Annotated in this window: 20 protein-coding genes, 1 tRNA gene and 1 pseudogene; 10 read left to right on the top strand and 12 right to left on the bottom strand. The window is 72.4% G+C overall.

Annotated elements, in window-relative coordinates; translation table 11 throughout:
- The 4 genes from ACFYW7_RS11585 to ACFYW7_RS11570 form a co-directional block, all read right to left on the bottom strand.
- Window positions 1–489, bottom strand: coding sequence for a copper chaperone PCu(A)C (locus tag ACFYW7_RS11585; protein ID WP_389500663.1), 489 nt, complete (start codon window positions 487–489; stop codon window positions 1–3).
- Window positions 486–1139: an SCO family protein gene (locus ACFYW7_RS11580; RefSeq protein WP_389500661.1), complete on the bottom strand. Its 654-nt coding sequence runs from the start codon at window positions 1137–1139 to the stop codon at window positions 486–488. The genes ACFYW7_RS11585 and ACFYW7_RS11580 overlap by 4 nt, the downstream gene beginning before the upstream one ends.
- 221 nt (window positions 1140–1360) lie before the next feature.
- The gene (locus ACFYW7_RS11575; protein WP_389500659.1) at window positions 1361–2104 is read right to left on the bottom strand and encodes a YcnI family protein; all 744 of its coding nucleotides are present in this window, start codon (window positions 2102–2104) and stop codon (window positions 1361–1363) included.
- A 231-nt stretch (window positions 2105–2335) separates the two neighbouring features.
- Window positions 2336–3172, bottom strand: coding sequence for a hypothetical protein (locus tag ACFYW7_RS11570; RefSeq protein WP_389500657.1), 837 nt, complete (start codon window positions 3170–3172; stop codon window positions 2336–2338).
- A 251-nt stretch (window positions 3173–3423) separates the two neighbouring features.
- Between ACFYW7_RS11570 and ACFYW7_RS11565 the strand changes: the two genes are divergently transcribed.
- Entirely contained in the window at window positions 3424–3879 is a 456-nt protein-coding gene (locus tag ACFYW7_RS11565) for an ATP-binding protein (protein WP_389500655.1), read from the top strand.
- 235 nt (window positions 3880–4114) lie between these two features.
- The gene (locus ACFYW7_RS11560; protein ID WP_389500651.1) at window positions 4115–4954 is read left to right on the top strand and encodes a triphosphoribosyl-dephospho-CoA synthase; all 840 of its coding nucleotides are present in this window, start codon (window positions 4115–4117) and stop codon (window positions 4952–4954) included.
- A 264-nt stretch (window positions 4955–5218) separates the two neighbouring features.
- Here ACFYW7_RS11560 and ACFYW7_RS11555 read toward each other — a convergent pair whose 3' ends face one another.
- A complete protein-coding gene (locus ACFYW7_RS11555) occupies window positions 5219–6706 on the bottom strand; it encodes an aminopeptidase P family protein (RefSeq protein WP_389500649.1) in 1488 nt (495 codons plus the stop codon).
- Between the two features lie 110 nt (window positions 6707–6816).
- Complete coding sequence (locus ACFYW7_RS11550) at window positions 6817–8334, bottom strand: PP2C family protein-serine/threonine phosphatase (protein WP_389500647.1); 1518 nt, start codon at window positions 8332–8334, stop codon at window positions 6817–6819.
- Window positions 8335–8820: 486 nt separating this feature from the next.
- On the opposite strand from ACFYW7_RS11550, the gene ACFYW7_RS11545 reads away from it, so the two are divergent.
- Both ACFYW7_RS11545 and ACFYW7_RS11540 read left to right on the top strand, forming a co-directional pair.
- Window positions 8821–9486, top strand: coding sequence for a bifunctional DNA primase/polymerase (locus ACFYW7_RS11545; RefSeq protein ID WP_389500645.1), 666 nt, complete (start codon window positions 8821–8823; stop codon window positions 9484–9486).
- A 55-nt stretch (window positions 9487–9541) separates the two neighbouring features.
- A complete protein-coding gene (locus tag ACFYW7_RS11540) occupies window positions 9542–10129 on the top strand; it encodes a hypothetical protein (RefSeq protein WP_389500643.1) in 588 nt (195 codons plus the stop codon).
- Window positions 10130–10373: 244 nt separating this feature from the next.
- Here ACFYW7_RS11540 and ACFYW7_RS11535 read toward each other — a convergent pair whose 3' ends face one another.
- The 3 genes from ACFYW7_RS11535 to ACFYW7_RS11525 all read right to left on the bottom strand — a co-directional run bounded on the left by ACFYW7_RS11535 (window position 10374) and on the right by ACFYW7_RS11525 (window position 13047).
- Complete coding sequence (locus tag ACFYW7_RS11535; protein WP_389500641.1) at window positions 10374–11342, bottom strand: DUF5926 family protein; 969 nt, start codon at window positions 11340–11342, stop codon at window positions 10374–10376.
- Window positions 11343–11470: 128 nt separating this feature from the next.
- Entirely contained in the window at window positions 11471–12100 is a 630-nt protein-coding gene (locus tag ACFYW7_RS11530; RefSeq protein WP_389500639.1) for an ATP-binding protein, read from the bottom strand.
- A 137-nt stretch (window positions 12101–12237) separates the two neighbouring features.
- On the bottom strand, window positions 12238–13047 hold the full coding sequence (locus ACFYW7_RS11525; protein ID WP_389500637.1) for a glycerophosphodiester phosphodiesterase: 810 nt from the start codon (window positions 13045–13047) through the stop codon (window positions 12238–12240).
- Window positions 13048–13304: 257 nt separating this feature from the next.
- Here ACFYW7_RS11525 and ACFYW7_RS11520 point away from each other — a divergent pair, with 257 nt between their 5' ends.
- A complete protein-coding gene (locus tag ACFYW7_RS11520; RefSeq protein ID WP_389500635.1) occupies window positions 13305–14789 on the top strand; it encodes a S1C family serine protease in 1485 nt (494 codons plus the stop codon).
- A 116-nt stretch (window positions 14790–14905) separates the two neighbouring features.
- On the opposite strand, the gene ACFYW7_RS11515 is transcribed toward ACFYW7_RS11520, so the two are convergent.
- Window positions 14906–15730, bottom strand: a complete 825-nt coding sequence (locus ACFYW7_RS11515) for a DUF2637 domain-containing protein (RefSeq protein WP_389500633.1) — start codon at window positions 15728–15730, stop codon at window positions 14906–14908.
- 15 nt (window positions 15731–15745) lie between these two features.
- The gene (locus tag ACFYW7_RS11510) at window positions 15746–16039 is read right to left on the bottom strand and encodes a hypothetical protein (protein ID WP_389500631.1); all 294 of its coding nucleotides are present in this window, start codon (window positions 16037–16039) and stop codon (window positions 15746–15748) included.
- 385 nt (window positions 16040–16424) lie between these two features.
- Between ACFYW7_RS11510 and ACFYW7_RS11505 the strand changes: the two genes are divergently transcribed.
- Window positions 16425–16509 (top strand) — tRNA-Ser (locus tag ACFYW7_RS11505).
- Window positions 16510–16583: 74 nt separating this feature from the next.
- Here the strand turns inward: ACFYW7_RS11505 and ACFYW7_RS11500 are convergent.
- Window positions 16584–17471 (bottom strand): bifunctional DNA primase/polymerase, encoded by an 888-nt coding sequence (locus ACFYW7_RS11500; protein WP_389500629.1) that lies wholly within the window; start codon window positions 17469–17471, stop codon window positions 16584–16586.
- Window positions 17472–17843: 372 nt separating this feature from the next.
- Between ACFYW7_RS11500 and ACFYW7_RS11495 the strand changes: the two are divergent.
- The 4 genes and pseudogenes from ACFYW7_RS11495 to ACFYW7_RS11480 all read left to right on the top strand — a co-directional run bounded on the left by ACFYW7_RS11495 (window position 17844) and on the right by ACFYW7_RS11480 (window position 21971).
- Window positions 17844–18151 (top strand): annotated as a pseudogene (locus ACFYW7_RS11495) (hypothetical protein).
- Window positions 18152–18575: 424 nt separating this feature from the next.
- Complete coding sequence (locus tag ACFYW7_RS11490; RefSeq protein WP_389500627.1) at window positions 18576–19778, top strand: acyl-CoA dehydrogenase family protein; 1203 nt, start codon at window positions 18576–18578, stop codon at window positions 19776–19778.
- Window positions 19775–20845 carry a bifunctional MaoC family dehydratase N-terminal/OB-fold nucleic acid binding domain-containing protein gene (locus ACFYW7_RS11485; protein WP_389500625.1) on the top strand — a complete coding sequence of 357 codons (1071 nt, stop codon included), beginning with the start codon at window positions 19775–19777 and terminating at the stop codon, window positions 20843–20845. The genes ACFYW7_RS11490 and ACFYW7_RS11485 overlap by 4 nt, the downstream gene beginning before the upstream one ends.
- A 1-nt stretch (window position 20846) precedes the next feature.
- Window positions 20847–21971 (top strand): acyl-CoA dehydrogenase family protein, encoded by a 1125-nt coding sequence (locus ACFYW7_RS11480; protein WP_389500623.1) that lies wholly within the window; start codon window positions 20847–20849, stop codon window positions 21969–21971.
- Window positions 21972–21975: the final 4 nt, after the last annotated feature.

The raw sequence follows: 21975 nt of genomic DNA, 5'->3' as shown, positions 1-21975 counted from the left end.
TCAGTGCCCGGTCTTCGGGCTGTACGTCGCGGACTTCACGGGCATGGAGATCCTCACCGTGCCGGACTTGGCGAAGTGCAGTTCCACGGACACCTTCTCGCCCTGCTCGGGCTTGTGGGTGAGTTTTGCGAACATGAGGTGGTCGCCGCCGCTCGCGAACTCCAGGGTGCCCCCGGAGGGCACGGTGAACGACGTCTGCTCCCGCATCGCGCCGCCCTCGGTCGAGTGCAGCGTCACGTCGTCGGAGAGGTCGCTGGTGACCGAGGTCAGGGTGTCGGTGCCGCCCGAGTTGGTGACGGTGAGGAACCCCGCCGCCATCGTGTCCATGCTCGGGGCGGGCATGTAGGCGCCGCTGACCTCGATCTCGGGCGCGGCCGAGGACGACGGGGAGCCGTCGTCGCCCGAACCGCAGCCCGTGAGCACCCCCCCGGCCAGGAGCAGCACGCCGGCTGAGAGGAGCCCCGCGGATCGGCCAGGGCGACGCCTCACGGGGTCGCCCCTTCGGCGATCTTGGGAAGGTCCTCGGTGTAGTCGTCGACGGTGGCGCTCTCGCCGTAGAGCACGTAACCGCCGTCGGTCTTCGGCGAGAAGGCGATCACCTGGGTGCCGTGCACGGAGACGGCCTTGCCGTTCTTGTCCTTCGTGGTCGGCTCGATGGTGATGCCCAGGGTGCGGGCGCCGGCCTGGATCGTGGCGAAGTCGCCCGTCAGGCCGACGAAGTCGGAGTCGATGCCCTTGAGCCACCTGCCGAGTTCGGCGGGGGTGTCGCGGTCCGGGTCGGTGGTCACGAACACGACGCGCAGCTTGTCCCGCTCGGCCTTCGGCAGCTGCTTCTTCGCGACCGCGAGGTTGTTCATCGTGAGCGGGCAGACGTCGGGGCAGTGGGTGTAGCCGAAGTAGACCAGCGTCGGCAGGCCCTTGGTCCGCGCGCGCAGGTCGTACTTCTTGCCGGTCGTGTCGGTGAGCACGAGGTCCGGCTTCGTGAACGGCTGGTCGAGGACCGTCGCGGCCTTGTCGGAACCGGCCTCGGCGGACACGTCGGCGACCGGCTTGCCGCTGTCGTCGCCACCGCCGCAGGCGGAGAGGGTCAGGGCGGCGGCGGCGAACAGGGCGGCCATCGCGTACGTCTTCTTGCGCATAGAAAAATGTCCCAGATGTGAGTGCTCCGGTGCGCACCGGGGGCCGTACGAGGGCGAAGGGCCAGGTCGGACGTGACCGGAGCCGGTCCGGACGGGACCGGGCGGTGCGTCCGCCGGTTCCGTCCGGACCGGTCCCTCCGGTCCGGAGAGCCGCGTTCCGCGGCCCTCCGGTGCGCGCCGGGAGCGGGTGTGTCTCAGTACTTCAGGTGGCTTCCGGCAGCTCAGGCGTTCGTACGCCGACGGCCGGCCAGTACGCCGTACGCCACGCCCGCCAGGCCGACGACGATGCCCACGACGCCGAGCACGCGGGCGGTGGTGTCGCTGCCGTCCGTGGCGGAGGCCGCCTCGGTGGTCTGCGCGGCGGCCTTCTCGGTCTTCTCGTCGTGGTCGGCGTCCTCCGTGGCGCCGGCCCCGTGGTGGCCCCCTTCGGCGGCGGCCGAGAGCGCGAGCACCGGAGCCGGGTTCTCGGGCTCCTCGGCGCCCTCCTTCTGCGGCTCGATCCAGCGCACGACCTCGTCGTTCGAGTACGTCTGGACGGCCTTGAAGACGAGCTCGTCGGTGTCCTCGGGCAGCGCGCCGATGGAGAGCGGGAACTTCTGGAAGAAGCCCGTCGCGATGCCCTTGCCGTCGGCGGTCCAGGTGACCTTGGTGACGGCCTCGTCGATCTTCTGGCCGTGCAGGGTGAGCGGCTTGTCCAGCTTGGACTTGGTGACCTTCACGTTCCAGCCGTCGAGCTTCTGCGGCATGACGGAGGCGAGCGGGTGGTCGGCCGGGAAGGTCACCTCGACCTTGGTGGTCGAGGCGTCGTCGCGCTCGTTGGGCACCTTGAAGTTCACGACGGCGTAGCCGCCCTTGGCCGCCGCGCCCTCCGGCTGCACGCTGACGTGCGCGAACGCGGGGACGGAGGCGGCGAGAACGGCCGAGGCGCCGACGGTGCAGGCGGCGGCGATGCGAGAAACCTTCATGTAGGGAAACACTCCACTTTCGGTCCAGTGACGAAGGGGGAGCGCGTGTGCCGCGGTGACCCCGGCAAGGGGTGGATCCGCGTCCGGGAGAGGTCCGGCGGGCACGCGCGCGTGCGGCCCGACCCGCGTCCCCTTCGAGAGGTCCGGGAAGCATGGGAAGCCCGAGGGTCCGTGAGGCGTGGACTCGGTACTTCCGCTGCTTCCGTGGATTCCGTGAAGCGGCGCGTCGTGTCAGGCGGCGAGGACGAGTGCGGTGGAGGCGGGCGGCCCGCGGCGGACGACGCTGTGCTGGAGGGCGGTCGTCCGCGGGGTGGGAGGCGCGAGCAGCTCGGTGAGAGGCGTGCGCGCGACCTCGGGCGTCCTGGGAAGTCCCGTGCGCAGGGCGCGTACGAGCGTCAGAGCAGCGCGCAGGGACCGTACGAGCGCCCCTTCGGCGACTCCCTGCGCCGACAGCCGCATGAGCCGCAGGAGCGCCAGGTCGCCGCGGCGCAGCACCCAACCGGCGGCGACGGCCGCGAGGACGTGACCGAGCAGCATCGGCAGGGAGGGCAGCACGGACATCGGGGTGCCGGTGACGGCCGGGACGACGTCGGCGGCGTGGTGCATGGCGGTCATGTCCGCCGTGCCGGTGTCGATCCGCGCGTCGGCGAGGATCTTCTGGGCCTGTACGGGGCTGATCGCCGCCGCGGTCGTCCCGCACACCAGGCGGGTGGCCCGTGCCACCAGCGAGGCGTCGGACATCGCCATGTCCGAGGCCATCGAGCCCATGGACCCGTTGGCCGTCGTACCGGCGTGCGTGCCGAGCCCGAACAGCGTGTGGAGCACGGTCTGGCCGAACGCGAGGGCCACCACGATGCCCGGCAGCGCGCGTTCCCGTCCCGCGAGTGCGGCGGCGACGGCGAAGACCGCGAGGAAACCCGCCCCCAGGGTCCACAGCGGGACCATGGCGCAGGAGGCGATCCCATGACCGGCCGCGGCCAGCACGACGCAGACCGCGGCGAACACCGCGGCCCTCAGGGTCCGGAGTCCGGCTCCGGAGCGCGCCGAACGCTGGTGGGGGGCAGTCATGGCGGGCTCATCATCGCACTGGGCGCATCCGCCCCCGACGGCAGGTCCGATTGACGGCATACAAGCGATTCATCCGCAACACGGCGTACGGCCGAAAGGTCCCCGTGCGGGGCCGCTCCGCCCTCGCATACACCGGCCCCTCAGGTGAGCGCGTCCGCCGTATGGGCGGCATCACGTCCCGTAGGCGATTGCACACGGGTGGTTGCGGCAATACGTAACGGTATGTCGAGCCGCGTCCAGGAGGCTGGAGCATGAGCATCTGGTGGTCACTCCATCTGCGGCGCGACGCTGCGAGTGTCCCGCTCGCCAGACGCCTGCTGCTGGGCACGATGGAGAGCGCGGGCGTCGACCCGGACATCTCGTACGACCTCTCCGTCGCCCTCACCGAGGCCTGCGCCAACGCCGTCGAGCACGGCGGGCACACCGGGCGGGGCACCCCCTGTGAGGCGTACCGCGTGACGGCCTACCTCGACGGGGACCAGTGCCGCATCGAAGTCGTCGACTCCGGGCCCGGTTTTCCGGCCGGGAACGCCCGCACCCTGCTCTCCCCGGCCGGTGAGGAGGCCGAGCACGGCCGGGGGCTGTGTCTGATCCAGGAGCTCGCCGACCACGTCCACATCGGCAACGAGCCGGGGCGGGGCGGTGCGGTGGTGAGGTTCGACAAGGTCCTCAAGTGGAAGAGCGTCCCGGCGCTGCTGCCGGTCTGACGCGCCGGGCCGGGTGCCGCCCGCCCCGCTCTCCCGCGGCCAGGAGCACCCGGAGTGTCCGGTGCCCGACGGGATTCCCGCCCGGCCGCGGCTCCCGCTTCCCCGGATCCCACAGGCCCGTCACAGCGTCCCCCCAGGTTCTTGACGGCCGGCGTCCGTAGATTCCCTTCGTACGAAGCCGGGTTCGTCCAGGGGCGCCTCAACGGTCGGTGTCCTCAGGAGAAGGGGGACGTCCGTGAGCCGCGAGGACGACGAGGCGCTCGCGCGGGCCGCCGTGGCCGCGCTGACCCGGCAGCTGGAGCTGGCCCCCAAACCGGGGCTGCCCGACCCGCGCGACCTCCGCGCCCGGACCACCCGGCGGGACCTCTGCTCGCTGCGCTGGTCCGCCAGGGCACTGACACCCGGCCTCGCGGCCATGGCGGCCGCCGCCCGCCGGACCGGCCGGGCCACTCCCGGACTCCGCGCGGAACTCGGCGCGATCGGCCGGTGCGCCGAGCACACGGTGGCCCTCACCGGCGGTGGTCACCGCGGAGCCCTGTGGGCGCTCGGACTCCTGGTCGCCGCGGCGGCCCTGGATCCCCGGGCCACCGGGGCCGACGTCACCGCGAACGCCAAGCGGATCGCCGCCCACGCCGACCGGCGGGCACCGCGGCGGCCCTCCCGCGGCTCGTCCGTCTCCGCGAAGTACGGCGCGGCCGGCGCGCGCGGTGAGGCGCGTGCCGGATTCCCCCATGTGCGGCGGGCCCTGGACGCGCTCGACACGGCCCGCTCGGCCGGCGCGCCCGAACCGTGCGCCCGCCTCGACGCCCTCCTCACCGTCATGTCCACCCTGCAGGACACCGAGTTGCTGTACACGGCGGGACCTCACGGCCTGCGCCATGTCCAGGCGGGCGCCCGAGGCGTGCTGGAGGCGGGGGGCGCGTCCACCGAGGCAGGGCGTGCGGGACTGTCCGCCCTCGACGACGATCTCCACGCGCGCGGGTGGAGTCCCCGGGGCAGTGGCGCCCTTCTGGCGGGGGCGTTGTTCGTGGACTCCCTGCCGGTGCGGACCGGCTCCCCGGCCCGTATCGCCTGAGGGGCCGCCCGGCGTCGGCCGCACGCGGGGGCGGGCACACCGTGCGGGATCCGAGTGGGCTCCGGGCCGCCCCGACTCCGACTCCGGCCCTGAGTCCGGCCCGGGTACGGCAGTTGGGCGGCGTGCCGTCCGAGCCCGCCTCCGACCGACCGTACTCAGGAGGGACCGAGGGTCCGCGGGGCGCCGGTACCGGACGCACCGACGGCCGGGCGCCCTGGAGGGCGTCCGGCCGTCGGTCTCGTGTCGGCCCTCGCGGGCACCGGGTCAGCTCTTGAGGGACGCCATCCAGGCCTCGACCTCGTCGGAGCGGCGCGGCAGACCGGCCGACAGGTTCCGGTTGCCGTCCTCGGTGACGAGGATGTCGTCCTCGATGCGGACGCCGATGCCGCGGTACTGCTCGGGCACGGTCAGGTCGTCCGCCTGGAAGTACAGGCCCGGCTCGACGGTCAGGCACATGCCCGGCTCCAGCGTGCCCTCGACGTACGTCTCGGTGCGCGCGGCGGCGCAGTCGTGGACGTCCATGCCGAGCATGTGGCCGGTGCCGTGCAGGGTCCAGCGGCGCTGGAGGCCGAGCTCCAGGACACGCTCGACCGGCCCCTCGACAAGGCCCCACTCGACGAGCTTCTCGGTCAGCACGCGCTGCGCGGCGTCGTGGAAGTCGCGGTACTTGGCGCCCGGCCGGACGGCCGCGATCCCGGCCTCCTGGGCCTCGTACACGGCGTCGTAGATCTTCTTCTGGATCTCCGTGTACGTGCCGTCGATCGGGAGCGTGCGCGTGACGTCGGCGGTGTAGAGGGTGTGGGTCTCCACGCCGGCGTCGAGCAGCAGCAGGTCGCCGGAGCGGACCGGGCCGTCGTTGCGCACCCAGTGCAGCGTGCAGGCGTGCGGGCCGGCGGCGCAGATGGAGCCGTAGCCGATGTCGTTGCCCTCGACCCGCGCGCGCAGGAAGAAGGTGCCCTCGATGTAGCGCTCGCTGGTCGCCTCGGCCTTGTCGAGGATCTTCACGACGTCCTCGAAGCCGCGCACGGTGGAGTCGACGGCCTTCTGCAGCTCGCCGGCCTCGAACGCGTCCTTCACGAGCCGCGCCTCGGAGAGGAAGACGCGCAGTTCGGCGTCGTGCTCCAGGGTGACCTTGTCGGTCAGGGCGGCCTCGATCGCGGCGTCGTAGCCACGCACGACGCGGACGGGACCGGTGGCCGCCGCGAGCGCCGCGGGGAGTTCGCGGACGTCCGACGCCGGGATGCCGTACAGCTGCTCGGCCTCGGCGAGGGAGTGACGGCGGCCGACCCACAGCTCGCCCTGGCCGGACAGCCAGAACTCGCCGTTCTCGCGGTCGGAGCGCGGCAGCAGGTAGATCGTCGCCCTGTGGCCCTCGGCGGCGGGCTCCAGCACGAGGACGCCGTCCTCGGTGAGGTTGCCGGTGAGGTACGCGTACTCGACCGAGGCGCGGAAGGGGTATTCCGTGTCGTTCGAGCGGGTCTTCAGGTTGCCCGCCGGGATCACCAGGCGCTCGCCCGGGAAGCGGGCGGAGAGCGCGGCGCGGCGGGCCGCGGTGTACTCGGCCTGCGCGATGGGCGTGAGGCCGCGCAGTTCGGTGTCGGCCCAGCCGGACTTCATGCTGGCGGCCAGCTCGTCGGACACGCCCGGGTACAGGCCGTTCTTGCGCTGCTTGATGGGCTCTTCCTCGCCCGCTTGGTCAGCGGCTTCGTCGAGCACGGTTTCCGGGGTCTCCGGGGTGAGCGCCTCCGACACGGTCTGCCTCCTAGTTACGACTCTGGACCTCTCCCATCGTACGGTCGTACTGAAGGGGGCCCAGGGCCGGAAGGCCTGTTACACGAAGTGGCAGATCCCTCACAGGTCCCTCACTCGAAACGGGCGGCCAGCAGGACGACGTCCTCGGCGCTGTCCGCCTCGTCGAGACCGTCCGGCAGCACACACCGCAGGACGTGGTCGGCGATCGCGCCGGGGTCGTCGCGGACGGCCCTTGGGACACTCGCCGCCGCCGCGTGCAGCCGGGTGAAGGCGCGGTCCATCGCGTCCCCGGTGCGGTGCAGCAGGCCGTCGGTGTAGATCAGCACGGTCTCGCCGGGTCCGGCGGTCAGCTCGACGCTCGGGGCCTCCCAGCAGGCGAGCATGCCCAGCGGCGCCGACAGGGAGGTCTCCACGAACTCCGTGCGCCGCGGGCCGATCACCAGGGGCGGGCTGTGTCCCGCGCCGGCGAGGGTGAGCTTGCGCAGGGCGGGCTCGCAGTAGGCGAACAGCGCGGTCGCGGAGCGCGCGGGCTCGGTCAGCCGCAGCAGCAGTTCGAGGTCGGAGAGCACGGCGACGGGGTCCTCGCCCTCCATCACGGCGTACGCCCGCAGGGAGGCGCGCAGCCGGCCCATGGCCGCGACCGCGCTGGGACCGGACCCGGTGACCGAGCCGACCGCGAGGCCGAGCGCCGCGTCGGGCAGCGGCAGCGCGTCGTACCAGTCGCCGCCGCCGCGCGGGCCGGTGCGGTGCCGGGCGGCGAGCTGGACGCCGGGCACCCGGGGGAGCCGGGCCGGAAGCAGCTCGGCGGTGATGGTCGAGATGGACGCGCGGGCGCGTTCCAGTTCCAGCAGCCGCGCCAGGTGTTCCGTGGCGTACTGGGTGTAGAGGCCGATGAGGTGGCGCTGGCGCTCCACCGGTTCGGCGGGTTCGTCGTAGAGCCACACGGCGGCACCGAGGCGGCCCGCGGCCTCGGTGGACAGCGGCAGCGCGTAGCTCGCGGCGTAGCCGAGACGGGCGGCCACCTCGCGGTGGCGCGGGTCGAGCCCGTCCTCCGAGAGGAGGTCCGGTTCGGTGATCTCGCCCTCGCCGCCCGGCAGCCCGTCCAGGATCTTCCCGTACGACAGGGAGCTGCGCGGCACCGTCTCGATGTGGCCGAGATCGGAGCGGGCGAGGCCGAGGCCGATCGTGGTGTCGGGGCCCAGTCCGTCGCCGGGTTCCATGACGACGAGACCCCGCCGGGCGCCGACGAGGGCGGCTCCGGCACGCAGCAGTTCCTGCAGCGCCTCGTCGAGGGTCGCCGTGCGCGCCAGGCGCTCGGTGAGTTCGTGGAGCGTGGTGAGGTCCGAGACCCAGCCCGCGAGGCGGTCCTGGAGAACGGCCCCGGGACCGGTCGGGGCCGCGGCCGAAGCCGAAGAGGCACCCGCGGGTGCGGGCGTCGGCGCGACAGTGTGTGCGGGCGCTGGAACCGTCGAATCGATTCCAGCCACTTTCGGAAGGTGAGGGGCGTTCATGACGTCCGGCTTTCCGACCGGTGCGTATTGCTCAATAGCATCGCAAACCCCCATGTCGTTCTGCGCCGCTAGCGCTGTCTCCACATGTACACGTACTCGTGATGAGATGTCCAGCATTGTCCTGCCGGGATTACTGGTGTCCGTGAGACCGTCGGTAACCCTTGCGTGAAAACCAAGTTGGCCTAAAACTGACTCGGGCAACGGCTTATTGAGGTCGACTGGCCTCGTTCGACGGAGCGTCACAGCGGTCGTGGTGGGTACGTACTCGGTGAAGGCCAGGGGTGGTTTCGAGATCCGCCCGGAACCTGGCGACGGACCCGGGCGTCTTAACCACTGACGACCGTGCCCCATCCTCCCCGTGGCGGAGGCGGCAAGAAATACGCGGGACGTAAAACGCCAGGCGCCGCCACCCCACGCCATGCCCATGCTGTCGGTACACGCGGTGTGGGCGCGAACGCAGCCACATGCTCGGCCCGGAGGGGTTCCCCTTGTCTCCAGCAAGGGTGTGATGCGCCCGCAGGTACGCACAGTGAAGTGATCGACACATGGTGTGATTGTGATCCTCGGTGTTGCCAGGCGTGCAACGGAAAGGAACGAGCGCTCATGCGCGAGATCCTCGGAAGGCGACGCAGGCTCCTGTCCCGGCGGAACAACGGGAGGCCTGAGATGCTCAGCGCGGCCCTGACCTTCGCGACCGAATGGCGGTGGCCCGTACTCCCGGGTGTGGCGGCGGACCCGCAGGGGCGTGCCCGCTGCGGATGCCCCGACCCGGAGTGCACGGTGCCCGGCGCCCATCCCTTCGACCCCGGCCTCCTCGCGGCCACCACCGACGAGCGCATGGTGCGCTGGTGGTGGACCAACCGGCCGACAGCCCCCATCGTGCTGGCCACCGGGGGCCCGGCGCCCTGCGCGGTGAGCCTGCCGGCCCCCGCGGCGGCCCGCGCGCTCGACGTCCTCGACCGCAAGGGCACGCACCTCGGCCCGGTCGTCGCCACCCCGTCCCGCTGGGCGATCCTCGTCGCCCCGTACTCGATGGAACAGCTCGGCGAACTCCTCTACGCGAAGGACTTCGTCCCCGGCTCGCTGCGCTTCCACGGCGAGGGCGGCTACATCGCGCTCCCGCCGTCCGAGACGGGCCAGGGCCAGATCCGCTGGGAGCGTGCTCCACTGCCCGGTTCGGCCGTCCCCTGGGTGCCGCACGTGGAGGCGGTGGTGGACGCCGTGGTCGAGGCGCTCACTCGTACGGGTGTGAGCGCGCCCGAGTTGTAGGGGCGTCCGGCGCGCGGTGGGCCGCGCGCCCGTCCGGGCTCGTTATCGTCCGCGTATGCAGCGTCATTCTGGGGGGCGCGGAGCCTCGTCGCCCCCGTCCGGCGGGCCGGACCCCCGAAGAGTCCGTCTCGTGGCGCTGGCGGCCGTCGTGCTGTGCGTCCTCGTCCTGCCCCTGGCCGTGGCGTCGGCCGGCCCGGTCGGCGAAGGCGACTCCGCGGCCGCGGCGCGCGGGCCGGCCGGCGCCGACGACCGGCCGCCGGCGCCCGAACCCGGGAGCTCCCCCCTGCTGCTCGGCCTCGGTCTCGCCACCGCGGCCCGGTGCGGCCCCGAGCTGTCCTCGCCCGAGGGCGTCGAGGCGCAGACCTGTGTCCTGACCCAGGGCGACGAGACCTGGGCGCGGACGTACTACCGCAATACGACCGGTGACGCGCTGAGCTCCGACCTGAGTCTGATGGGTCCCGGCGGCCGGACGGTGCAGATGAAATGCGCCGTGGACGCGGAGGACGATCCGGGGTCGTGCGAGACGCCCAGAGAACGCACGGCGGGGGACGCGGGGGCCTACACGGCGGTCGCGGAATTCGCGAAGGGCGCCGGATCCGACGGTCCGCTGCTGCTGCGCTCGGGGAGCAACTCGGGCCAGTAGCAAGGCCGTTGACGTCGTACGAGATTCCGGACATGAAAAGACCCGGTTGCTGGCGACGGGGGATGCACCAGCAACCGGGCTACTCGAACGGTAACAAGAGATCGGCGGTTCGCAAATTCGATCTCGGCTATTCGGACACGGATTTACCTGTCACAACGGGGAGTTGTGACAGGAGTCACCCGGTTCCGAAGTCCCGGCCGGCTGACTGGTCGGTCAGTTTCCGGGCCTGTGGGTCCGCTGTGCGTCAGCTGAGCGTCACCTGGCGGTTGGTGAGCCCCCCGCGTGCGCGGCGCTCGTCCGCCGTGAGCGGCGCGTCCGTGGCCAGAGCGGTGGCGAGACGCTCGGCGAACTCCGCCGCCGGCTTCTCGATGTCGTCCGCCGAGACTCCGGTCGGGAGGTCCCAGACCGGCACGGTGAGCCCGTGCGCACGGAAGGAGCCGACCAGCCTGGTGCCCTCCCCGAGGCTCGATCCGCCCGCCGCGTGCAGTCGCGCGAGGGCGTCCAGAAGCTGCTCCTCCGGGTACGGCATGACCCAGCGCAGGTGGTTCTTGTCGGGCGTCTCGCACCAGTAGGCGGCGTCGACCCCGGAGAGCTTCACGGTCGGGATGGCGGCGGCGTTGGCCCGCTCCAGCGAGGCGGTCACCTCGGCCGCCGCGTTGTCCGCGTCGGGGACCCAGAACTCGAAGCCGCTGTGCACAACTGGCTCGAACGAGCCTTCGGGGTCCAGCAGGTCCTGGAGCCGGGGCCCGTCGGCCGGGGCGCGCCGGCCCTCGACCGGGGTGCCGGGCGGCGCGACGAGCGCGCGCCGGAGGGTGTCGGCCAGGTCGCGGCTGATGTCGCCGGACGCCGTGTCGTTCTGCAGGCCGAGCAGCACCGAGCCGTCCTCGCGGCGCAGCGCGGGCCACGCCATCGGCAGGACGGTGGCGAGGGTGACCGAGGGAACGTCCTCGGGCAGCGCCTCCTTGAGCTTCAGTTCCACGGTCGCGGCGGGCACCAGCTCGCGCAGCGCGACCCAGTCCCCCTCGCCCCGCAGGCCCTCGAACGGGCGGTGCACCAGCTCGGTCACGGCGTGCGCGGCCGCCCGGCCGTGGCAGGCCTTGTAGCGGCGGCCGCTGCCACAGGGGCAGGGCTCGCGAGCGCCGACAACCGGGATCTCGCCGCCGTCCTTCGGCTGCGGCTGCTTGGCCTTCGTCTGGGGTCGCTTCTTGGCCATCGTGGGTGTCTCCCGATCACGGCTCGTCTCGTACTGGCGCGAGCCTAGCCGTTCGTACGGGGGCCGACGGGACCCTGTGGACAACGCATCGCGGCGTCGCTGAACCCGCGGTTCGGTTCGCGCGCGCCTCAGTCCAGGTCGTCGAAGGCGTCCGTGAAGTCCAGACCGGACATCCCGGACACCCTCGGTGATGCGACGCGCGTAGCGAAGTCGTCGTGCCGGTGCGCCGTTTCCACGTCCTCCTGGACGACCACCCACACCGTGACCTCGCCGTGGATGTCGTCCCGCACACCCCAGTCCTTGGCCAGCGCCGTGATGATGTTCAGTCCGCGACCGCCGCGCGCGGTGACCGAAGGGGTGGCGGGAACGGGGCGTGTCGGGCCGCCGCCGTCCGTCACCTCGACCGTCAGCCGCCCCGCCGGGTCGACGCGCCAGGCCGCGCGCACGTCGCCGTCGCCCGCCAATGCGTCCCCCAGGGGCCTGCCGTGCCGGCAGGCGTTGCTGAGCAGTTCGGAAAGGATCAGCACGGCGTCGTCGATGACCGTTTCCGCCACGCCACCGGAGCGGAGTTGATCACGCATCCGGTGTCTTGCTCGTCCCACGCCCGCAGGGCCATGGGGTACGGCCATGCTCGACGACGTGGGCACCTCTTGTGCCACCACCAACGCCACCCCCGAGACCTCCTTTGCCCCACGCCACGGTGTGAATGCCCCTTTGAACTGGACCGGAAACCGGCCAATCACCGTCTGCTGACGCACTCGTAACGGTCGAATGCGGAACGAACGCGCCGGAGCACACCCTGTGATCGGACGGCTGGTTCTCGATGGTTTCCGAGGGGCGATCGTGGTGTTCTCCGTCCGCTTCCCCTGCGCTTTCCGCCACGGGACACGGCCGGTCAGCGGCCCAGTTGGCGGAGCACCGCGCGCGGGCGGTTGGTGATGATGGCGTCGACGCCCAGCTCAACGCAGAGATCGACGTCCTCGGGCTCGTTCACGGTCCAGACGTGCACCTGGTGTCCGGCTCGTTTCAGTCGCTCGATGTATCCGGGCTGACCACGCACGATCCGCATCGAGGGGCCCGCGATCCGGACACCCGCGGGCAGTCGTCCGTCCCGCAGCCGGGGTGAGACGAACTGGAGCAGATAGACCGTCGGCAGGGTCGGGGACGCGGCCCGTACGCGGTGCAGCGAGCGCGCCGAGAAGCTCATGACGCGTACCGCGGAATCGGCGGAGGGGTCGGGAGAGTCCAGTCCGAAGCGCTTCAGGAGGTGCAGCAGGCGTTCCTCGACCTGGCCCGCCCAGCGCGTCGGGTGCTTCGTCTCGATCGCGAGCTCGACGCGGCGGCCGGCGTCGGCGACGAGTTCGAGCAGTCGCTCCAGGGTGAGGACGGAGGTGTCCTCCAGGTCCCCGGGAGCGTGTTCCCAGTCGGGTGACTCCTCGCGGTTCTTCCAGGATCCGAAGTCCAGGGCGGCGAGTTCGGCAAGCTCCAGTGCGGAGACGGCCCCGCGGCCGTTGGAGGTGCGGTTCACGCGGCGGTCGTGGACACACACGAGATGGCCGTCGGCGGTCAGCCGTACATCGCACTCGAGGGCGTCCGCACCGTCCTCGATAGCCTTCTTGTACGCGGCCAGCGTGTGCTCCGGAGCCTCTTCCGAGGCTCCGCGGTGGGCGACGACCTGAATTCGGTGCTGTGGTGCGAGGGTCACCGCGTCATGGTGCCACCGTCTCGCGGCAGGCGTGAGGTGAGATACGTCGCATTGCGACCCTTTTGATGTCAAAGGTCCGTTATAAAGGATGGTCTTGGACGCACAGCCACCGCTTATGGTGCCCTGACGCCTCGTGGGAAAAGCTGACGGCGTACAAAAGCACATGCACAGCTGCATCGCGCCGGGCCATCGAACCGTGTGAGTGGGCGTGACCGAGTGCGACCGAGAACAACAGCCGTGGATCGAGGAGAAGAGCTGTGAGCACCGAGAACGAGGGCAACGCAGTACCCCCGGCCCCGTCCGCACCTCCCGTGCCGGTGGAAACTCCCGCTGCTTCCGCGCAGGGCGTCTCGCACACGGGGAACGAGCCGACCGCTCCGATTCCCCCGGTGCCCAGCGCACCGGAGCACGCGTCGGCGCCCGCCGGGATGCCGGCGTACGCGTCGGCCGGAGCCGGACACGGGGCCGACCCCTACGGACCGAACGCCGGGGTCCAGGGCTCCGCGCCCGAGGCGGGCTGGCCGCCTCCGCCGCCCGCCACTCCCTCGTACGCCGACGGCGGCGCGGGGCACGGCGGCTGGGGCTCCTCCTACCAGCAGCAGCCCACGCCCAAGCCGAAGAACGGGCGCGGCGGTCTGGTCGCCGCGATCCTGGTGGCCGCGCTGGTCGCCGGCGGCGTGGGCGGCGGGCTCGGCTACTCGCTGGCCAAGAACAACGACGACACCACCGACTCGACGACGGTCTCCGCCCCGAGCAGCAGCGGTGACGTGAAGCGCGCCTCCGGCACGGTCGCGAACGTGGCCGCCACGGCGCTGCCGAGCACCGTCACCATCGAGGCCCAGAGCACCAGCGGCGAGGGTGGTACCGGCACGGGCTTCGTCTTCGACAAGCAGGGCCACATCCTCACCAACAACCACGTCGTGGCGGACGCGGTCGACGGCGGCAAGCTCTCCGCGACGTTCCCGAGCGGCAAGAAGTACGAGGCCGAGGTGGTCGGCCACGCGCAGGGGTACGACGTCGCGGTCATCAAACTGAAGAACGCGCCCTCGGACCTGAAGCCGCTCCAACTCGGCGACTCGGACAAGGTGGCCGTCGGCGACTCCACGATCGCGATCGGCGCGCCCTTCGGCCTGTCGAACACGGTGACCACGGGCATCATCAGCGCGAAGAACCGTCCGGTCGCCTCCAGCGACGGCAGCAGCGGCAGCAAGTCCTCGTACATGAGCGCCCTGCAGACGGACGCCTCGATCAACCCGGGCAACTCCGGCGGTCCGCTGCTGGACGCCTCCGGCGCGGTCATCGGCATCAACTCCGCGATCCAGTCGTCGAGCAGCGGCGGCCTCGGCGGCTCCGGCCAGTCCGGTTCCATCGGCCTGGGCTTCGCGATCCCGGTCAACCAGGCCAAGTACGTCGCCCAGCAGCTGATCAAGACGGGCAAGCCGGTCTACGCGAAGATCGGCGCGGCGGTCTCCCTGAACGAGGGCACGGGCGGCGCGGAGATCACCGAGCAGGGTGCGAGCGGCTCCGCCGCGGTCGAGTCCGGCGGCCCCGCCGCCAAGGCGGGTCTCAAGTCCGGCGACGTCATCACCAAGCTCGACGACATGGTGATCGACAGCGGCCCGACCCTCATCGGCGCGATCTGGACCCACAAGCCGGGCGACACCGTCCAGCTCACCTTCACGCGCGACGGCAAGACCCACACGGCCGACGTCACCCTGGGCTCCCGGGAGGGCGACAGCTGATCCACCGGTCCCGGCCCGGACCGGGTCGCACCGCGGGCCGCTGAACAGACGAAAAGGGGTGTCTCCCTCGGGAGACACCCCTTTTTCGCGTGCGGTCCGGAGGAGTCCGGGACGAATCAGGCACGTGGTGACTTCGGGGTCGCCGGACGGCTCTTCGCGGTGCCGCGCTCCGGAGCCGTCGCCGCCGGACCGGGACGCTGCCGGTGGCGGGACGCGCTCTGACGCGGCGGCCGGGTCAGGGTGATCTGCCGGACCAGTTGCTGGAAGCAGGTCAGGGACGCGAGGGCCGGGACGACGGCCGCGGCGACACCGGTGATGGTCTTGTGGGCGTCGGCCACGCAGAACATCACGGCGATGGAGGAGAACAGCAGGACGACGTACCAGGAGTGCACGGAACGGCGTTGGTGGAGGGCGGCCCGCAGGATGGAGAGCGAGGCCACCATCCAGGGGCCGTAGACCAGGAGCGGCCACCAGGAGCTGGTGCCGCTCCGCGTGGTGGACGCGATGTGCCGCAGTGGCGCGTAGGCGGCCATGCCGCTGCAGACGCTCACCATCGACATGATGACGGCGGCGAGCGCGGCGATCACGAAACTGACGGTCTGGAACCAGCTGAAGCGGGGCGTGCGGACCCGTACCTTGCGGTGCCCGGCCGAGGAGCGTCGAAGGGGAGGCAACTCGGCCGTGAGCTGCACCAGGTTCTCCATCGGGTCACCGCTGAACTGCTCGCCGTACGACGGTTCGCCGCGCGGTGGCGGCACGTAGGCCTCCTGCTCGACCGCCACGGCGTCCTGCAGGAGGTGGGTGAGTTCCTCCACCGGGTCCCAGTCCTGTTCCGGCAGGGCGTCGACCGGATCGCCGTAGCGGCCGCCGACCGTCCCGAGGGGGTATCCGGGATGCTGTTCATATTGAGCGAAGGTGAGATCCGGATATTCGTCATTCACAGAATTCCCGCCCCATCAGGTGAAAGTCGTACGGCGGCCCGAGCGTTCCTGGTCGCTCCACCGCCGGTTGAGTTCCTCCTGGAACACGTCCAGCACCGTCAGGAGGGCGTCGAGCGGCGACTCGCCGCCCAGCGGCTCGGCCCGCGGGCCGTCTGCCCACGGGGCGCCGGGGGCGGTGGGGGCGGTGGGTGACGCGTGTGCGGCGGCAGGCGGCCAGATGTACCGGCCGGACGCCACGGCACGGGACGAGGCCGCGCTCTCCGCCGTCGCTCCGGGGACCGGTGGGCCAGGGTGACTTGCTTTCGCCATGTTTCCCTAACGCCTTTCCGCCTCCTTCAGATGTGTGGCAATCGAGTGAGCACGGGTTGGCGGAGGTATTCACGAAAGCGTCCTTTCGCGAACCCGGGTCGGCGGTTTCTCTCGCGTCGGCGGGCGGGTCCGGACTTCACGCGGTCGACCGGGGCGCGATGTCCGGCGAGTCCTCCGCCCGCTGTCGGCACCGGCTCCGCCCCGGACCCGCGCCCGCCCGCACCGGTCCCGCACCGGTCCCGCGCCGGGCCGACCGGCCGCCGGTACCCGGCCGTTGGAGCCGCTGGGCGGAGGTGCGCCGGTGGACCCCGTGCGGGCCGCGCCTCCGCGGGACGCCCGCGGCCGGGTACGCTGTACCCGCTCCACTCCAGGTGGACGGGAGCGGGGTGGGTTGCCCGAGCGGCCTAAGGGAACGGTCTTGAAAACCGTCGTGGCGCGAGTCACCGTGGGTTCAAATCCCACACCCACCGCAGGTGAACGGCCCTCGACCGGGTGAACCGGTCGGGGGCCGTCCGCGTGCCCGGCGAGCGGGTGGCGCGTGGCCTCAGGGGCGGCGGGACGGCGGAGCCGTCATCCGGGCCGCGGAGGCGATCGTCGAGCGGGCCTCGCGTTCGGTGAGGCCCGTCCGGACGGCGGCCCGGACGAGCGGGGTGATCAGCTGCGGGCCGATGCCGTTCTCGTAGGCGCGGCAGGCGGCCCAGAAGAGGCGGGTGTTGCGCTGGCCCTCGTGCGCGGCGAGGACGAACTGGACCAGCCCCTGGCCCTGCCCACCGGTCGTGATGGTCGCGGCGGGCGCCGGGCGCTGGGTCGTGCGGGGTGGGGGCAGCAACAGGTGCAGGAGCTCGGGCGGGCAGGGCGCGGGCGCGAGCCGGGCGGTGCCGGGGGCCGCTTCGTACACGCCGTGCGCCGTGCGGGAGCCGGGGCCGACGAGGTAGCCGCCGGCACCGCGGATGTCGATGCCGGGGGCGAGCCGGCTCGCCGAGTTGGGGACGACGACGTCCGGCGGTCCGGTCAGCCACAGGTGACGGCCGCCGCTGGGGGTCAGGACGACGACCGTGGCCGGGATCGTGAAGAGGTGGCGCAGCGCCAGTTCGCGCAGGGCCGCCGAGGAGTCCGTGGCGGATTTGGTGTCGAGGTCGATGCCGATGAGGTGGTGCGGGTGCAGCCCGCAGGCGATGCCGTAGCCGGTGGACCAGGGGGCGGCGGCGAAGAGTTCGCGGATGCGGCGGGGCTCGGTCGACGCGTCGTACACGCCGTGCCCGAAGCGGCCGCACTCGCCGTGGCAGGGGGCGGGATCGGGTTCGTCGCGGTGCGGGGAGCGCAGGGCCGGAAGCTTCGTCCGGGACAGCGGGATCACCGCGAGTCCGCGCTCGGCTGCGGACAGGGCATGGGCCAGGGCCAGGGTGGTGGCCCGCCGGTCGATGGTGGCCATGCCTCCATGTTCGTACGGGTGTTCGAAAAAGGGAAGGGCTCCTCAGGGGGGTCGGGCCTCGCGACGGGTGTTGGGCGGGATCGGCTGAAAACGTGCCGTAACGCTTCACCTGTTGCGGCGCCTGGAATTGAGCGGCCGTCAGGTCCTGGCCAGGGACTTTGTGCGCGTGAGGCTGGTTTATCGACATGTCCTCACGCTTCAGGGCGAATCACGGCTTTAGGGGTGGTTCAGAGTGATTCGGTGGGCAACTCTGGACTCGCGACGTCGTGGACCACGACGGGGCGGTCGGCCGACCGCCCCCGGAAACAAGCCGTATTCAGCGTGCGCCCCGGTCCACCACCGGTGTGCGCAACCGGTTCTGGAGGAACTCACATGGCAAGCATCCGTACCGCTCGCGTCCTCGCCGCCGTCGCGTCCCTGTCCTGGCCGTCACCCTCTGCCCCGGCGTCGCCGCGGCGGACAACGGCGTCCTCGCGGACAGCGGTTCGGACGCGGGGGTGGCGACCGCCGGCGGCGGGGTGGGGTGCGACAGCAGCGGCAACTCCGCCACCACCCGACAACAGGCGGTCGGTTCCGGAGCCTCGAACCGGAGCGGCACGGCCCAGATGAGGGGTTCCGCGTTCGCGGCCGTCGATCAGGGCGACTCCAGCGTTCTCGCCGACTTCGGCAACCTCTGGTGAGACGTGGGCCGATGCGTCGGCGTCGGCCCGGGGGCAGGGGGCAGGGGGCAGGGGGGCCTGGGGGTCGGGGGGCATCGGCCCGGGGCTGGGGGCGCCGTGTGGGGCGGCGGTCTGTCGGGGGCGCGCCTGTCCGCGCGACGGCGCTTCGGCGCTGTCGCGCGGACAGGCGGGGGTTCGGGGGTGGAGGGCGCGGAGGTGTCGGGGTCCGGAGGCGGGGTGCGCGGACGGGGCGGGGGTCCGGGCGCGTCGGGGGTTCGGGGTGGAGGTGTGCGGGCGCGCCGGGGGGCCCGAGCGGGGGTGCGCGGGCGGCCGGGGTGGTCGTGTCCGGATGGTGTCGAGGGGGTCCGGACTACCTTGACAGGGCTTGGTATCTGACGGACAGTCAGAAAACCTTGTTCGTACGAGGTCCGGGAGGGCCGCCGCCGTGCACCTCGCCCCCACCGCGCGCCAGCAGCGGCTGCGCGCCGAACTCCGCGCGTACTTCCGGGATCTGCTGCCGGACGGGCCGCCCTCCGCCGACGATCCGGCGCGACAGCGGGCGCTGCTGCGCCGCATCGGCGCGGACGGGCTGCTCGGACTCGGCTGGCCGATCGCCCACGGAGGGCAGGGGCGTGGCGCCGACGAGCAGTTCGTCTTCTTCGACGAGGCCTACCGGGCCGGTGCGCCCGTCTCGATGGTCACGCTGAACACCGTCGGGCCGACCCTGATGAAGTACGGCAGCGAGGAGCAGAAGACCCGCTTCCTGCCCCGGATCCTGAGCGGCGACCTCGTTTTCGCGATCGGGTACTCGGAGCCGTCGGCCGGTACCGACCTCGCCTCCCTGCGGACCCGTGCCGTGCGGGAGCCCGGGCCCGGGGACGGTGCGGGTCCGGCCGACGCCGAGGGCGGGCACTGGCGGATCGACGGGCAGAAGGTCTTCACGTCCAACGCCCAGAACGCCGACTGGATCTGGCTCGCCTGCCGCACCGACCCCGAGGCTCCGAAGCACCGGGGCATCTCGATCCTGCTCGTCCCCACGGACGCCCCTGGCTTCTCGTGGACCCCGATCGAGACGGTGGGCGGCCAGATCACCACGGCTACCTACTACGACGGGATCCGGGTCCCGGCCGGGAACCTGGTCGGCGAGGAGAACGGCGGCTGGGGGCTCATCACCAGCCAGCTCAACCACGAGCGGGTGGCCCTGGCCGCGATCGGCATGCAGGCCGAGGACTTCTACGCCGCCGCGCTGGAGGCGGCCCGCACACCGGATCCGGTGACCGGGCGGCGTGGGGTCGACGAGCCGTGGGTGCGTTCCCGGCTGGCCGAGGTGCACGCCCGGCTGGCGGCGTCCCGCCTGCTCAACTGGCGTCTGGTGGGGGACGTGGGAGCCGGGGGGCCGGCGCCCGGGGACGCGAGCGGAGTGAAGGTCATGGGCACCGAGTCGGCGGTCGCGGTGTACCGGATGTGCCAGCACGTCGTGGGAGGCGGGGCGCTGATCCGCTCCGGATCCCCGGGGGCGTTCGGGGCCGGCGAACTGGAACGGATGAACAGGGCGGCGCAGATCAACACGTTCGGGGGCGGGGTGAGCGAGGTGCAGCGCGAGATCGTCGCGACGATGCGGCTCGGCATGAGGAGGGAGCGGCGATGAGCGCCCGGGGAGCGGCCGGAGATGAGGCCGCAGGGGGCGGTGGCGCCGCGCGCGACGGGGACGGGGTCCATGACGAGAGCGACCTCCCGGCGCGTCTGAAGGAGTACGAGGGACGCGCGGCCACCGTCGGGGGCGTCGGCCGGGACCTGGTCAACGCGCCGATGATCCGGCACTGGTGCGAGGCGATGGGCGACACCCACCCGGCCTATCGCGGCCCGGACGCCGTGGCCCCGCCCACCATGCTCCAGGCGTGGACGATGAGCGGCCTCTCCGGGCACGCCGACCGCCCCGGCCGCTCCGGGGCGTACGACGAACTGTTCGGCCTGCTCGACGGCGCCGGGTGCACCTCCGTGGTCGCCACCGACTGCGAGCAGGAGTATCTGCGTCCGCTGCGCCCCGGGGACGAGATCACCTTCGACTCGGTGATCGAGTCCGTCTCGGAGCGCAAGACCACCAAGCTGGGCACCGGGTACTTCATCACGACGCGCATGGACATCCGGGCGGGCGGCGAACTCGCCGGAACGCACAGGTTCCGCATCCTCAAGTACGCCCCGGCGCAGCGGAATCCGAAGGGTCCGGAAGCGGAAGCGGGGACGAGGTCGGGGGACGGGACGAGTGCCCCGGGGGCGGCGACCGCGAAGAGTCCGGTCCCCGCGGAGGCGAAGGGCAGGCGTCCGCGCCCGGTGGTCAACCGGGACAACGCCGGCTTCTGGGAGGGCGTCGCGCACCACCGGCTGCTGATCCAGCGCTGCGCGGCGTGCGGAACGCTGAGATTCCCCTGGTTGCCGGGGTGCGGCGCGTGCGGCGGCCCGGACTGGGACACCGTCGAGGCGGGCGGCGAGGGGACCGTCTACTCGTACGTCGTCATGCACCATCCGCCGTTCCCGGCCTTCGACCCGCCCTACGCCGTCGCGCTGATCGAACTGGCCGAGGGCGTGCGGATCGTGAGCAACGTGGTGGGCGTGCCGTACGACGCGGTGCGGATCGGGATGCCCGTGCGGCTCGCGTTCCAGCGGTACGACGACGAACTGGAACTGCCGGTGTTCCGGGCGGCGGAGGGCGGCTGACATGGACTTCACCCCCACCGAGGAGCAGACGGCCGCCCGGGACCTGGCCGCGCGGATCTTCGGCGATCTCTCCACCCACGAGCGGCTCACCGCGGCGGGGACGGGTGGTGACGCCGGGCTGTGGAAGGAGCTGTGCGCGGCCGGTCTGGTGGCGGCCGTCGAGGACATCGGGCTGCTCGGTCTCGTCCTGCTCCTGGAGGAACAGGGACGGACCACGGCGCAGGTGCCGTTCGCGGCGAGCTGTGTGTACGGGCTGCTCGCGGTGACGGCCCACGGGTCGCCCGAACAGCGCGAGCGGCTGCTGCCGGGGATCACCGACGGCACGGTGGTCGTGGCCGGCGCGCTGTCCGGACCGGCGCCGGGGCGAGGGGCGGTGCGGGCGGAACCCGGGTCGGGTGCGCGGGACTCCGATGGCGAAGCCGGTGCCGTGTCCGGTGCCGGTGCGGTGCGGGAGCGGGGGCCGGGGAGGCTGACCGGTGCGGTCCCGGCGGTGCCCTGGCTGCGCGAGGCGACCCATGTGCTCGTCGCCGACGACCGGCGCCGGCTCTGGCTGGTCCGCACCGCGGAGGCGGCGCGCGAGCCGGTCGAGCTGACGGCGCCCTGGTCGGCCGGGCGCCTGACGCTGGACGGGACGCCGGGCGAGGCACTGGGCACGGTGGGGGCGTACGACGACCTGCTGGCCACGGCCCGTATCGCCTTCGCCGGACTCCAGGCCGGGGTGTGCGCGGGGTCGCTGGCCCGGGCCGTGGAGCACACGAACACCCGGGAGCAGTTCGGGCGCCCGCTCGCCGCCCGGCAGGGGGTCCAACTGCGGGCCGCCGACGCGCACATGGACATCGAGGCGATACGGGTGACGGCGTACGAGGCGGCATGGCGGCGCGACGCGGGACTGCCGTTCGCGACGCACGCCCTGACGGCCGCCTGGTGGGCCTCCGAGGCCGGGCAGCGGGTGGTCCACACGGGGCAGCATCTGCACGGCGGCGCGGGCGCCGACCTGGAACACCCCGTGCACCGGCACTTCCTGTGGGGCCGTCAGCTGGACGCGTATCTCGGGTGCGGCGGTGAGGCGCTCCAGGAACTCGGGGAGTTGATCGCGAACGGAGAGGCGGGACATGGGGACGGGTGAGGGC

The organism is Streptomyces sp. NPDC002580, from assembly GCF_042889485.1.
Taxonomy (GTDB): Bacteria; Actinomycetota; Actinomycetes; order Streptomycetales; family Streptomycetaceae; genus Streptomyces.
This window is presented reverse-complemented; position numbering and strand designations above follow the sequence as displayed.

Bases quoted from the DNA above. Each gene is read 5' to 3' on its own strand.
- ACFYW7_RS11575 (WP_389500659.1), bottom strand. From the start codon at position 2,104: ATGAAGGTTTCTCGCATCGCCGCCGCCTGCACCGTCGGCGCCTCGGCC.
- ACFYW7_RS11480 (WP_389500623.1), top strand. From the start codon at position 20,847: ATGGACTTCACCCCCACCGAGGAGCAGACGGCCGCCCGGGACCTGGCC.
- ACFYW7_RS11540 (WP_389500643.1), top strand. From the start codon at position 9,542: ATGCAGCGTCATTCTGGGGGGCGCGGAGCCTCGTCGCCCCCGTCCGGC.
- ACFYW7_RS11550 (WP_389500647.1), bottom strand. From the start codon at position 8,334: ATGCTGGACATCTCATCACGAGTACGTGTACATGTGGAGACAGCGCTA.
- ACFYW7_RS11510 (WP_389500631.1), bottom strand. From the start codon at position 16,039: ATGGCGAAAGCAAGTCACCCTGGCCCACCGGTCCCCGGAGCGACGGCG.
- ACFYW7_RS11565 (WP_389500655.1), top strand. From the start codon at position 3,424: ATGAGCATCTGGTGGTCACTCCATCTGCGGCGCGACGCTGCGAGTGTC.
- ACFYW7_RS11580 (WP_389500661.1), bottom strand. From the start codon at position 1,139: ATGCGCAAGAAGACGTACGCGATGGCCGCCCTGTTCGCCGCCGCCGCC.
- ACFYW7_RS11545 (WP_389500645.1), top strand. From the start codon at position 8,821: ATGCGCGAGATCCTCGGAAGGCGACGCAGGCTCCTGTCCCGGCGGAAC.
- ACFYW7_RS11485 (WP_389500625.1), top strand. From the start codon at position 19,775: ATGAGCGCCCGGGGAGCGGCCGGAGATGAGGCCGCAGGGGGCGGTGGC.
- ACFYW7_RS11500 (WP_389500629.1), bottom strand. From the start codon at position 17,471: ATGGCCACCATCGACCGGCGGGCCACCACCCTGGCCCTGGCCCATGCC.
- ACFYW7_RS11570 (WP_389500657.1), bottom strand. From the start codon at position 3,172: ATGACTGCCCCCCACCAGCGTTCGGCGCGCTCCGGAGCCGGACTCCGG.
- ACFYW7_RS11535 (WP_389500641.1), bottom strand. From the start codon at position 11,342: ATGGCCAAGAAGCGACCCCAGACGAAGGCCAAGCAGCCGCAGCCGAAG.